Origin of the sequence: Williamsia muralis (genome assembly GCF_051487485.1) — a bacterium.
Lineage (GTDB): Bacteria > Actinomycetota > Actinomycetes > Mycobacteriales > Mycobacteriaceae > Williamsia > Williamsia muralis_B.
In genome coordinates, this window is record NZ_JAHVCV010000002.1 from 701,224 (window position 1) to 714,840 (window position 13,617).

General features: G+C 61.4%; 7 protein-coding genes. 3 read left to right on the forward strand and 4 right to left on the reverse strand.

Going from position 1 to position 13,617, the window contains the following annotated elements:
* Window positions 1–2: 2 nt before the first annotated feature.
* From narJ to KXR83_RS06775, 4 genes are all read right to left on the reverse strand, one after another.
* Window positions 3–650 carry a nitrate reductase molybdenum cofactor assembly chaperone gene (gene narJ, locus KXR83_RS06760; RefSeq protein ID WP_437424158.1) on the reverse strand — a complete coding sequence of 216 codons (648 nt, stop codon included), beginning with the start codon at window positions 648–650 and terminating at the stop codon, window positions 3–5.
* Entirely contained in the window at window positions 647–2,311 is a 1,665-nt protein-coding gene (gene narH / locus KXR83_RS06765; protein ID WP_437424159.1) for a nitrate reductase subunit beta, read from the reverse strand. The genes narJ and narH overlap by 4 nt, the downstream gene beginning before the upstream one ends.
* Complete coding sequence (locus KXR83_RS06770; RefSeq protein ID WP_437424160.1) at window positions 2,311–6,039, reverse strand: nitrate reductase subunit alpha; 3,729 nt, start codon at window positions 6,037–6,039, stop codon at window positions 2,311–2,313. Before KXR83_RS06770 ends, narH begins: the two co-directional genes overlap by 1 nt.
* A gap of 364 nt (window positions 6,040–6,403) precedes the next feature.
* The gene (locus KXR83_RS06775) at window positions 6,404–7,696 is read right to left on the reverse strand and encodes a lipase family protein (protein WP_437424161.1); all 1,293 of its coding nucleotides are present in this window, start codon (window positions 7,694–7,696) and stop codon (window positions 6,404–6,406) included.
* 233 nt (window positions 7,697–7,929) lie between these two features.
* Between KXR83_RS06775 and KXR83_RS06780 the strand changes: the two genes are divergently transcribed.
* From KXR83_RS06780 to KXR83_RS06790, 3 genes are all read left to right on the forward strand, one after another.
* On the forward strand, window positions 7,930–9,945 hold the full coding sequence (locus KXR83_RS06780; RefSeq protein ID WP_437424162.1) for an OPT family oligopeptide transporter: 2,016 nt from the start codon (window positions 7,930–7,932) through the stop codon (window positions 9,943–9,945).
* Window positions 9,946–9,994: 49 nt separating this feature from the next.
* On the forward strand, window positions 9,995–10,141 hold the full coding sequence (locus KXR83_RS06785) for a hypothetical protein (RefSeq protein WP_437424163.1): 147 nt from the start codon (window positions 9,995–9,997) through the stop codon (window positions 10,139–10,141).
* A 285-nt stretch (window positions 10,142–10,426) separates the two neighbouring features.
* Window positions 10,427–13,453 (forward strand): hypothetical protein, encoded by a 3,027-nt coding sequence (locus KXR83_RS06790; protein WP_437424164.1) that lies wholly within the window; start codon window positions 10,427–10,429, stop codon window positions 13,451–13,453.
* The last annotated feature ends 164 nt before the right edge of the window (window positions 13,454–13,617 follow it).

Here is a 13,617-nt window from a genome sequence, read left to right on the forward strand (position 1 = left end):
TCTCACCTCGTCTCCGCAATGGGCAGCAGGCGGGGGTCAAACGGTTCGAGGCCAACGGTTTCCACCGGAATCGACGGCCGCATGGCCATCGCAGATTGACGATCGGTCGGCGACGCACCCGGCAGTGTCGAACACACGGCAATCAATACATCGACGTAGGGCGAGCCCGAATCGAGAAGTCCGAATCGGACGAGTTCCAAGGCCGCTCGGTACCTGATGAGAAGCTCCTGAGCAACGGCAGGATCAACGCGGGCGCAATACTCGAGCACCACGGGCAGATGGTCGGGCAACTCACCGTGCAGATCGACGAGATACCCGCTGTCGCGGTACATCTGCTTGAACTCGCCCAGCACTGCTCCCCTGCGTCTGGTGTCGCCATCGGTCCAGTACGACAGGTATAACGTCCGCTTGTTCGACAGGTCGAAGACGTCGACGTACTCGCGGCGGATGGCCTCGACGTCAGCACTGGCCAGATAGTCGACGAAACGATGCAGCGGCGTGGCGGTGTTCCGGTCTGGATGTTCGTCGAGAGCTGCCTGCAGGAGTTCAACTTTCGACAACAACTGTTCATCCGGATAGCTCAGACACCATGACGCGACCTGGTAAATCACCCGGTGGTCAATACCGCGCGTGCCGCGTAGCCACCTCATCGCTGCTCCGATGGTCCGGGGAACATACCGTTTGGGACACCGTTGCCGTCCCAGTTCAGCAGGTTCACGCGGCCTGCCATGCTCGCCTCCCCCGCCGCAGTTTTGGTGGTCTGCCGTTGTTTAAGAGCGTGGAACGTTTCCACCGACACCGGCGCCGGGCGACCGCTGGCCTCTCCGAACGCGCCGGACTCGAACATCCCGGGGCCCTCTTCGTAGTCCAGCGCGCACGCCATCTCGTCGAGTTGCTCGGCCTGCTCGAGATGGGCAGTCGGAATCACGTAGCGGTCTTCGTATTTGGCGATGGCCATCAGGCGGTACATCTCGTACACCTCTTCCTCGGACATACCGACCGCAGCCGGAATATCAGGATTAGGCTCTCGGCCGAGCGTGACGTCGCGCATGTAGGAGCGCATACCGGCCAAGCGCTTGAGAACCCTGTCGATCACGTCGGTGTCTCCCGCAGTGAACAGTTCAGCGAGGTACTCCACCGGGATGCGCAGAGCGTCGATCGCGCCGAACAACGTGCCCGGACTCTCCGCATCATGTCCCTGATCGGCGAGCAGGTCGACGATCGGCGAGAGCGGCGGGACGTACCAGACCATCGGCATGGTGCGGTATTCCGGATGCAGGGGCAACGCGACGCGGTACTTCTTTGCCAGCGCGTACACCGGTGACCGGCGGGCTGCCTCCAGCCAGTCGTCAGGGATCCCATCTCGTCTGGCAGCGGCGATCACGTCAGGGTCGTCGGGATCGAGAAGGAGGTCGAGTTGTGCTTCGTACAGGTCTTTTTCGTCCGGTGTGGAGGCAGCATCGGTGACGGCGTCGGCGTCGTAGAGGAAGATGCCGAGGTAGCGCAGACGTCCGACGCACGTCTCCGAGCACACCGTCGGCTGCCCGACTTCGATGCGGGGATAGCACAGCGTGCACTTCTCGGCCTTGCCCGACTTGTGGTTGAAATACATCTTCTTGTACGGACATCCGGTGATGCACTGGCGCCATCCGCGGCACTGGTCTTGATCGACCAAAACGATGCCGTCTTCACTACGTTTGTAGATCGCGCCGCTCGGGCAGGATGCCATGCACGAGGGGTTGAGACAGTGCTCGCAGATGCGCGGCAGGTAGAACATGAACGTCTGCTCGAAGCTGAACTTGATCGCTTCTTCCGATTCGCGGCGTAGCTTCTCGACGATGGGGTCGAGGTCAGCGAGTTCAGTTGCGCCGCCGAGATTGTCGTCCCAGTTGGCCGACCATGAGATCTTGGTGTCCTCGCCGGTGAGCAGCGATTTGGGTCGGGCCACCGGGAAGTCGTCGCCGAGCGGGGCGTCGATCAGCGTTTGGTAGTCGTAGGTCCACGGCTCGTAGTAGTCGGCGATGGTGGGCTGAACAGGGCTGGCGAAAAGGGTTAGCAGTTTCTGCAAACGGCCGCCGGTGCGCAGTCGGAGTTTGCCTTTCGCGTTGAGATGCCAACCACCACGCCACTTCTCCTGATCTTCGTAGCGCCGCGGATACCCCTGCCCGGGCCGCGTCTCGACGTTGTTGAACCACACGTATTCGGTGCCGGCACGATTGGTCCAGGCCTGTTTGCACGTCACCGAGCACGTATGGCACCCGATGCACTTGTCGAGGTTCATCACCATGCCGACCTGCGCCATGACTCGCATCAGAACGTCACCTCCTGGCTGCGTTTGCGAATGGTGGCCACCATGTCGCGCTGATTGCCTGCCGGTCCCAGATAGTTGAAGGCGTACGACAGTTGGGCATAGCCGCCGATCAAGTGCGACGGTTTGACCAGCAAACGGGTTGCCGAATTGTGAATACCGCCGCGACGGCCGGTCGCCTCGGACTTCGGGACGTCGATGGTGCGCTCCTGCACGTGGTACACGTACGTCACTCCGGCCGGCATTCGGTGGCTGACAATGGCCCGGCAGACGTAAACGCCGTTGGCGTTGACACATTCGATCCAGTCGTTGTCGGACACGTCGATCGCGGCAGCATCCTCAGGACTGAGCCAAGCGGTCGGGCCACCCCGCGACAGCGACAGCATGAACAGGTTGTCCTGGTACTCAGAGTGGATGGACCACTTCGAATGTGGCGTGAGGTAGCGGACGGTGACCTGTTGCGCGCCATCGGGTCCGAGTCTCGGTTCACCGAACAACCGATGCATGTCGAGTGGGGGCCGATAGATGGGCAGCGCCTCACCGATGTCGATCATCCAGTCGTGGTCGAGATAGAAGTGCATGCGGCCGGTGAGGGTGTGGAAAGGCTTGAGCCGCTCGATGTTCACGGTGAACGGCGCGTATCGGCGGCCACCGGTTTCCGAACCCGACCACTCTGGTGAGGTGATCACCGGTACCGGTGCGCGCTGGGTGTCGGCGAACGTGATCCGCTTCTCCTCCGAGCCGCCCGCGAGGTCGTCGAGGCGCTTGCCCACACGTTTTTGCAGCTTCTCGAATCCGTCCACAGCCACCGCGCCGTTGGTGGTGCCCGAGAAGGTCAAGATGGCTTCGGCGAGTTTGACGTCGGTGTCGAGGGCGGGGCGACCATCGGCGGCACCACCGAGCATCACGCCGTTGGTGGCGGCCAGGTGTTCACTCTGCTCGGCCAGGTCGTAGGTGACGTTCTTGACCGTGAAGCCTAGCTTGTCCACCAACGGCCCGACGGCAGCGAGCTTGTCGGCGATGGCGGTGTAGTCACGTTCCACCACAGTGAAGTTGGGCATGTTCTTGCCCGGAGTGCCTGGGTCCGGCGCGCCCTGCCAATCCATCACGCGGCCGTGCGGCTGCGCAGTCTCGCCTGGCGTGTCGTGCTGCATCGGAACGCTGACCAGGTCGTGTCGCACCCCGAGGTGGGTCTTGGCCAGGGCCGAGAACTTCTCTGCCAGTGTGTGAAACAGATCGAAGTCGGACCTGGCTTCCCACGGCGGATCGATCGCGGGCGAGAAGGCATGCACAAACGGATGCATGTCGGTGGACGACAGATCGTGCTTCTCGTACCACGTGGCGGCCGGAAACACGATGTCGGACAACAGTGTTGTGGATGTCATCCGGAAGTCCGCCGACATCAGCAGGTCGAGCTTGCCCTCGGGGGCCTCGTCATGCCACTTCACGTCGCGCGGCCGGGGCGTCTCGGGATTCTCGGTTCCCAACACGTTGTGGTGTGTCCCGAGCAGGTGACGCAGGAAGTACTCGTTGCCCTTGGCCGACGAACCCATCAGGTTCGAGCGCCACAGCACCAGCGTCCGGGGCCAGTTCTCTGGCGCGTCGACGTCGGTGATCGCCGGGGTGAGCCCACCGTCGTGAAGCTTCTCGGCCACATAGCCACCGACCGAATCTGCAGTCCCGGCGTCCACCGCAGCATTCGCCTCATCGGCGATGTCCAGTGGGTTGCGGTCGAATTGGGGGTAAAACGGCATCCAGCCGAGACGGGCCGACTGCGCAATGGCATCGGCGGTGTGTTCGTGGTCGAGCGTGCCGCGAGACAAGGGTGACGCAAGCGACGCCGCGGAGTAGCCGTCGTTGCGCCACTGGTCGGTGTGCATGTACCAGTACGACGTTCCGGTCATGGTGCGCGGTGGCCGCGACCAGTCGAGCGCGTTGGCCAGCGAGATCCATCCGGTGATGGGCCGGCACTTCTCTTGCCCCACATAGTGAGCCCAGCCACCACCGTTGCGGCCCATGCAGCCGGTGAGGATCAGCAACGACAGGATGGCGCGGTAGGTGGCATCCCCGTGGAACCACTGACAGATGCCGGCTCCCATGATGATCATCGAGCGACCACCCGAATCGATCGAGTTGGTGGCGAACTCGCGGGCCACCCGGATCGCGGCTTGCGCCGGGACGCCGGTGATCTCGGCCTGCCACGCGGGTGTATACGGCGTGCTGACGTCGTCGTAGCCGGACGGCCACTCCCCCGGTAGGCCGTCGCGAGCGACGCCGTACTGCGCGAACATCAGGTCGAAGACGGTGGTCACCAGCGCTCCGTTGACCCTCGTCGCAGGAACGCCCCGTCGCAGAATCGTGCCGGAGCCATCCGGGGCGTCGAAGGCCGGGAGCAAGATCTCGACGGCGTCGGTGCCGTCACGTCCGAGCAGGGTGAGGGTCGGTTCGATGTCGCCGAGGTCGAGATTCCACCGGCCCTCTCCCGACTTCGAGAACCGGAAGCCAAGTGATCCGTTCGGTACCACCGGCTCGCCGGTGTTCTTGTCGAGGACAACCGTTTTCCACACATCGTCCTTGGGCGCCGCACCGTCGGGCAGTGTCGCGAGTTCGTCTGCGGTGACGAACTTTCCGGGTACGTACGCGCCGTCGTGCTCATCGAGATGAATCAGGAACGGCAGATCACTGTAGGTCTTGATGTAGTCATTGAAGAACGGCACCGAGTCTCGAGCGAAGAACTCGGTGAGGATGACGTGACCCATCGCCATCGCGAGCGCCGCGTCGGTACCTGCCTGCGCGGGTAGCCATTCGTCGGCGAACTTGCTGTTGTCGGCGTAGTCGGGGCTGACGGTGACGACTTTTGTTCCGCGGTAACGCACCTCGGCCATCCAATGCGCGTCGGGCGTGCGCGTGACCGGGACGTTGGAGCCCCACATCATCAGATAGGTGGCGTCCCACCAGTCGCCGGATTCAGGCACATCGGTCTGGTCGCCGAACACCTGCGGGCTGGCGACCGGGAGGTCGGCGTACCAGTCGTAGAACGACGTCATCACCCCGCCGATGAGCTGGATGAATCGGGTGCCCACACAGTGCGACACCATCGACATCGCCGGAATGGGCGAAAAGCCGGCACATCGGTCGGGACCGTAGGTCTTGATGGTGTGGACATGCGCCGCGGCTGCCATCTCGATGGCCTCGTCCCACGGCACCCGGACCAGGCCGCCCTTGCCCCGCGCCTGCTGGTAGGACCTCCGGCGCATCGGGTCGCCGACCACGTCGGCCCAGGCGAGCACCGGGTCGCCCATCCGGGCCTTCGCCGCGCGGTACATCTCCACGAGTACGCCGCGGGCGTAGGGATGCCGGACCCGTGTGGGCGAATAGGTATACCAGGAGAATGCGGCACCTCGTGGGCATCCACGTGGCTCGTACTCGGGCCTGTCCGGGCCGACCGATGGATAGTCGGTCTCCTGTGTTTCCCAGGTGATGATGCCGTCTTTGACGTACACCTTCCACGAGCAGGAACCGGTGCAGTTCACGCCGTGGGTGGACCGGACGATCTTGTCGTGACTCCATCGGTCGCGGTAGAACACGTCACCCGCACGGCCGCCCTCCCGGAACACCATGCGGCCGTCGTCGCTCTCATCCCACCGGGTGAAGAACCTGCCGACGTCGAGGAGGGCCTTGGCTGCCTCGCCCTGAACCCCGTTTGGCGTCATATCCGTTGACCGGGCCATGAAGCCACCATACGAAAATCAAATGTATTGCACGGTCTTTTCGATACGAAAATCAAGTAACCATTCGGACAACGGGCGATTTCATAAAATTGACCATCTATTGATCTTGGTAAATCACATATGTGGCCTTTATCCGATATGTCCGGATTTGCATCTGACAACGCAGAACACCAGATCAGAGGTGGTTGCGGACCGCCTGGAATAAGTTCTCAGTTGCCTCGAATTCGATACAACTGGACTCTTAACTGGTGGCCAAACACGTGCCCAAACCCAGACAACCTGTCATTTGATCTCCCGCCGAATGCCGAATCATCGACGCAGGTTCCACTCGAACAATTCGACTACCACGCAGAGTCAACAAGCATCACGCGATCACGCACCGCGGCTGCGGCACTGCGGTGAATCTGTCGATCATCCAGCCCAACGCGATCGGGATGCCGAAGAACTCTGGAATACCGTGCGCTGCGGCAGTACCGGGGAGAATCGGCGGCAGCGGGAAGGTGGTGAACTGGACGGTGGCACCGCGGCCGCACCATTCGCGAGCGACGTCTCTCGATGCGCTCCACGGAACCACGTCATCGTTATCGGAAGCGACGATGAGGATGGGTGCCTCTGGTGTGAGCGTACCGACGCGCTGTTGATCGAAGACCGACTTCAGAATCGGGTTGCCCGTGGCCACCTCGGCGAGTGGCCGGCCACTGGTGGTCCACTGACTGGTCCGCTGGAATGCGTAGCGTGCCAACGTCTCCGGAACGCACTGGTTTGCCGTGTCGCGCATCAGCGCCTTGCCCGCCGGGTTGATGAGCCGATCGAGTTCAGGCCTCACCGAGGGGTAATCGTTGTAGATGCCGTTGAGCGCGTATCCGACTGCCCCGGTGAGGATTCCACCTTCAGCGAGGCCCAGGGTCTTCAACGGATCGACAGGTGGTGCGCCGGCGTAGGTGCCGCGAACGTTGAGTTCGGGCGCATAGTCGGCCTGCAGCTCGGCGGCTCCGGCCACCGCTCCCCCGCCCTGGGAGTAACCCCACATGCCGACCGGGGTGTCGGCCGGCAGCGACTTGAGGTCGATGGCCGCGCGGGCGGCGTCGAGCACTGCGTGGGCTTGCGCCACCCGGTTGAGGTAGCCGTGCACTGCCGGCGTGCCCAGACCTTGGTAATCGGTGACGACCACACCGATGCCCTGGGCCACGGCCGCGTACACCGCGGCGATCTCGTACTGCACCATCACATCGAGTCCGCCACCGTAGTGGATGACGGAATTGAAGAGATGCGACGGTGCGCACTGGTCGCCTTGTCCGTGGGTGCCGACTGCCATGCTGATGATCGGGCGGGGTCCGGGCTTGTTCCACGCGGCGGTCGGATCGAAGTATGTGCCGGTCACGGCGATGGGTGCACCGTTGAGGTCGGTGCTGCTGTACATCAGGCGTGTGCCGGTAGCCGGGAACGCGCTGCCGCCTGCGGGGATGCTGAATGTCAGCGGCGACGGCTCGGACCGCAGAACAACCCCTGGGTTGTCTGGGATGTCGACTGGTGGCTGATAGAAGGCCGGTGCCGCACCTGCACCTCCCGCACCGGAGAACCCTGCTGCGGCGACGAGAACCGCCGCCAGAAAGATGCTCGGAAAAAGACGGGCCAGGCGTGCGACGGTGGGTCCCATCCTGCGGAAACTACCAGCAGAGCCGCGCGGCGGGACCGTTTCTAAAGACGCGGTGTCAGATCTTTGACCACCAAAGAGCAGGCCGTTTGCTTCCCATGTGCTCGATGCCGGTGGGCGTTTTGGACGTTGAGTGGTTCACCCGGGTGCATACGGGATTACAGTGTCACGGTCAACGATGCTTTTGTTTCAACGGCTAATGATCAATAGACCCGTTCAAGATGAGGGGTAGCACCATGTCCACAGAGGACGCGACCGTAACGGACAAGAAGTCGCCCGGGCTACGGGAACTTACTGTCCGAGGAATCATCCTGGGCGGACTGATCACCCTCGTGTTCACGGCCGCCAACGTCTATCTCGGCTTGAAGGTGGGTCTCACCTTCGCCACGGCGATCCCGGCGGCCGTCATCTCGATGAGCATCTTGCGTTACTTCGCCAACCACACCGTTGTCGAGAACAACATCGTGCAGACCATCGCTTCGGCAGCGGGCACACTCTCGGCGATCATCTTTGTGCTGCCCGGTTTGATCATGGTCGGCTGGTGGACCGGCTTCCCGTACTGGATCACCGTGGCGGTGTGCGCCATCGGCGGCATCCTCGGCGTCATGTATTCGATCCCGCTGCGCCGAGCGTTGGTGACGGGATCTGATCTGCCCTATCCCGAGGGGGTGGCGGCGGCCGAGGTGCTGCGGGTAGGCGACACCACCCAGGGCGCCGAAGAGAACAGGGGTGGGCTGCGGATCATTCTGATCGGGTCGGTGGTTGCCGCTGCGTTCAACCTTCTCGCGAACCTGAAACTCATCAGCAACTCGTTGGCCGGTGCGGTCAAAGTCGGTGCGGGCGGGACGATGTGGGGCGCCAGCTTGTCACTGGCCCTGATCGGCGTGGGTCATCTCGTCGGACTGACCGTCGGTATCGCCATGCTCATCGGCCTGGTCATCTCATTCGGCATCATCCTGCCCATCCAGAGCAACGGGAACCTGCCCGCAGGCGAGGCCCTGCTCGACGGGGTCAGCAGCATCTTCTCGTCCGACGTTCGGTTCGTGGGCGCCGGAGCCATCGCGGTCGCCTCGATCTGGACTCTCCTCAAGATCATCGGCCCGATCATCAAGGGCATCAAGACAGCGATGGTGTCGGCCAGAACTCGTCGTAAGGGGTCGTCGGTCGAGCTGACCGAGCAGGACATCCCCATCACCTACGTCGGGCTTGTCATCGTGGTGGCCCTGATCCCCATCGGGCTACTCCTCTGGGACTTTGTGCACAACACCGCATTGCACGGCACGGCCACCGGAATCATCGCTGTCAGCATCATTTTGGTGTTCGTGATCGGGCTCGTGGTCGCGGCGGTGTGTGGTTACATGGCCGGCCTCATCGGGTCGTCCAACAGTCCGATCTCCGGGGTCGGCATTCTTGTTGTTCTCATCGCGGCCTTGCTCATCAAGATGGTGTACGGCGATGCCACCGACGCGCAGAACACCGCATTGATTGCGTTCACGCTGTTCACGACAGCAGTGATCTTCGGTGTCGCGACCATCTCCAACGACAACCTGCAAGACCTCAAGACCGGCCAGCTCGTGGGTGCCACGCCCTGGAAGCAGCAGGTGGCGTTGGTGATCGGTGTGCTGTTCGGTTCCGCCGTGATCCCGCCGATCCTGCAGCTGATGCAGACGGCCTTCGGATTCGTCGGAGCACCCGGCGCGGGCGAAGACGCGCTCGCCGCCCCGCAAGCCGCACTGATCTCCTCGCTCGCCAAGGGCGTGTTTGGCTCCGACCTGGACTGGAACCTGATCGGCGTCGGCGCCCTCATCGGTATCGCCATCATCGTTGTCGACGAGGTGCTGGCCCGGACGACAAACAGCAAGTTCCGTCTGCCGCCCCTGGCCGTGGGAATGGGCATGTACCTGCCCATCTCGCTGACGTTGGTCATCCCAATCGGCGCCATCCTCGGCACGTTCTACAACAAGTGGGCCGAGAAGTCCGGCGTCGAAGTGGAACGCAAGAAGCGCATGGGCGTCCTGTTGGCCACCGGCCTCATCGTCGGTGAAAGCCTCTTCGGTGTGGTATTCGCCGGCATCGTTGCCGCGACCGACGACGAGAACCCGCTCGCCGTTGTCGGCAGCGGTTTCGAGAAGATCTCCGAGTACCTCGGTGTGATCGTCTTCGTCGCCGTTATCGCGTGGCTGTACAAGAAGACTCAGCAGATCGCCGCGAAGCCGGCCGAGGGCGAGTCGGTCAAGCTGGACAAGAGGTGAGTTCGTCATTTCCCCCGCAGCACTGACACTCGGTATCTCGTTGTATTCGATGGCGATCCTCATCGGCATCGGAGTCGGCATCAACGCTGCCGCCAAACATCGGCGTCGGCTGGCCTGGATCATGGCCACGGTTGTAGGTGTGTTGGTGGTTGCGGGTGTGGTTGTTGCGATCTTGAGCAGCACCCACGGGGGATGATGCTTTAACTGGAACAAGCTAACTTTAGTTTGGTAAGCGCCAGTCAGAGCATTCGCACCTGTGGTGACGTGAACTCGCAGCCCTCAATGTTGTTAGCTAACAACACCTTCGGCGTCAAGATGCACTTTTTTACCGGCAGGACTATTCTTCGTCCCTGTACGGCGGTTATCCTCGACCATAGATAAATCGCTCTACCCACCCCCGCCTGATCACATCGGCCGCCTCAATTTCGCCGGCGAGGCTTCGTCTAATTCGAATTGCTACGCGCCTGCAAAAGGATCGTCAATGACCGATGCTGATGTGAACAATTTGTTCCAATTCATCGCTGTTCGACCGCCCCAACTGGTCAGCGAACGAGAGTCCGCGCAAATACAGATCTCTGATCCGCGAATAAGAGATGAAGATGAATTCGAGAATCTTCGCAACTCGGTATCGCAGTATGCCGATACTGGTCTGGCCCAGGCCCTCTGGGACGACTACGACCTCAGTTGGCCTAAGGTCCTCCACGAGTTCTACGCAACGTTACGTCGCCACTATCGGGGCCTAATGGACTCCGAAACCGATCCTCCGTCAGATCCGCCCGTGGGCCGCGAACTGATCCAGTCTCTCGATGCCGACGTGGCTGGAGGTTTGGAATACAGTCCCGAGTTGGAGATTCAGATGTGGGATCTCCTGTACCTTGCCTACTCACTGGGCAATTACTCCGGCGACAAAGTAACATACCCACTGGCCGGACTGCGACTGATCTACTTCTGGCGCGTGCTGGGGTGGGAGCCACAACCCTCGCCTGACCGTGCGATCCATCTTCTCGACTCCACCGTGCTCCTGTTCCCCGAGTACACCGATCTCATCCGCAGCGGCCGCGTGTACCCGGTAGACGACTCGTCTGAAGCCGAACGGGCTCCAGACCCTGGGCATATCGAGAAACTCCAAGCACTGGCACGAGACATTGTGGCCGCGCATCGCCTCCTGGAAGAAATCAACAAACCACAACAGGCGGCTGGCCCGGGGACTGTGCGCAGCGTCCCGCCTGGCGCAGACTGGACGACCAGGGTGGAAGTGTCCACTCTGCCACTGGCGAAAGATGTCATACCCGAGAAGCTCACCTCAGGCCAAGCGGAGCTTCTCGATTTGCTAGAAATCACCGCACAGACTCCACTCCCCGCGGTCCATCAACTGTTGACTGATCACTCCCAGAAGCTGGCGCACGTAGCGGAGTCATTGGGAGACGACCCTCAATTCCAAAGTGCTTACAACAGGGAGCGAGGTCAGATCGCCGACTCTGGAGTGAAACTCACCTCGGGCGACCTACTCAAACCAATACCGGATGAACTCACCTGGATTCCCTACTTCCCACCGCAACCTTCAGACACTGACATGAGCGGCCTTATCCAGCCGCTGGGGGTGGGCGACCTCAAAGTCGTGAAGCAAACACTGTTGGCCTACGTGGCCGGCGAGGTATCACACATCGAGAATGTGATGAACGGCGAGAGCAAATCGCGCACTCATCGTAAGTTGGACCGCACCGAGGTCACCATCTTCCAAGCCACGGAAGAAAACAAGGAGTCCGAACGTGACGTCCAGACCACGGACAGATTCGACTTGAAGGACGAGACAAGCAAAGTACTGAACTCAAACACGTCGCTGTCTGCTGGGTTGAGTGTGACCGCAAAGTACGGCCCGGTGGAAACCACCGTCACCGGCAATTTCGCCACCACCTCCGCCAAGGAAGAATCCACGAAAAACAGCAGCAGCTACTCCCGCGAAGTCGTAGACAAAGCTGTCACCAAAGTCCAGTCGAAGATGAGGGAGGAACGCACCACCAAAACCATCACCGAGGTGGAGGAGATCAACGTCCACACTCTCGAAGGGAAACGGCCCGATGGCTCGCACACTGTGGGCATCTATCGGTGGGTGGACAAGAAGTACCGCGCGCAGGTCTACAACTACGGCCAGCGACTGATGTTGGAGTTCCTCGTTCCCGAACCGTCGCTGTATCGGCGGACGTCGTGGGTGAACGACGACGTCGAGGTGGGCGTCAAGCCGCCCCCCGCACTGTTGAATTACTACCAAGCAGACGGCAGCGCGACCCCTTTGAACCAGCGCGTGGAACTGAACGCCGCCCACATCTCTGAGACCAACTACGAGCTCTATGCTGCGAGATTCGGGGCGACGGACGTGGCTCCGATCCCGCCTGTGTACGCGACGGTGTCGACCTCTCTCGGTACGCCGCAACACATCGAGGACGGGAAGTCGTTCTCGCTGAGGGGCGATGAGAAGTTCGCGACCCCGGAAGGCTATGCGCTGCAGGCAATTACCTTTGGCGTCAGTTCGATCAATGTGGCCTACCCGAGTTTGATTGTCCACATTCTCGGAATTCCTCTGTCTCTACTCACCCATTCGCAGGGACACACCGACTACGTCAACCGTCCGGGAGCAACCGACAAGCTCGGCACTTTCGATTCAGCAGACCCAGCTGTCGCTGCGATCAGTGAGATCTCCGACGTCCAGGGCGTCATCCCCGTTGCCCTCACCGGATACGACGTGATCTCGGCATCAGCAACTTTCACCGGCTATTGCAGACGAACGAGACGGGCCGAGGCAGTCTGGCGTCTGGGCACGTACAAGGCAATCAAGGCGGCCTGGCAGACCCAACAGGGCGCCTACGAGCAAGCCGTGTCCGAGGCGAAGCAGCGCAAAGCCAATGAGGCAATGTTCCAGCAGGGCCAGAACCCTCTCGCCAACAAGAGAGAGCTGGAAACCGAACTGAAGAAGCTGTGCATCTCGATGATGACCGGCGAGCACTACGACCACCACAACGGATACTTCGAGAGCAGCACCGAAATTCATCCCATCAACGCGCTGCGAGATGGTCGTATATCCCAGTTCTTCGAGCAGGCCTTCGAATGGGAACAGATGACCTATCTGTTTTACCCGTACTTCTGGGGTCGAAAGAGTAAGTGGAGGGACTACCAGCACCTCACTGACCCGGATCCCCTCTACCAGTCGTTCCTCAATGCAGGCGCCGCGCGAGTGGTGGTTCCCGTACCACTCCCTTACAAAAATGATGTGATCTATCTTCTCTGCAACCCGAACGGTGCCACGGACCTGTCGTCCAAAGTCTGGATGGGCGGAGATCTCCCCCATCTCAGCGATCCGCGGTATCGCTCGATCGCGGAGGAATTCCGCGACCAGACAGACGACATCCAAGGCGCCACACCCGAAGGGGAACCGTGGGAGTACAAAGTCCCCACGACACTGGTGTGGTTGCAACAAGACGACGACATGCCGATCTCATTCGAACCGAGCTAGTCGTAGGAGTTCCCGGTGGCAGAATGCGGCAGCTTCACGGTGTGGCGGGACCCGGTCGGCAACATCGTCCACCTCCTTCGGCGACACGGCAACATCGAACATCTCATCGTCGAAATCGATTTCTTGGGACAGCTGTGGCGGCTGCCGCGTGGCGAATACACCAT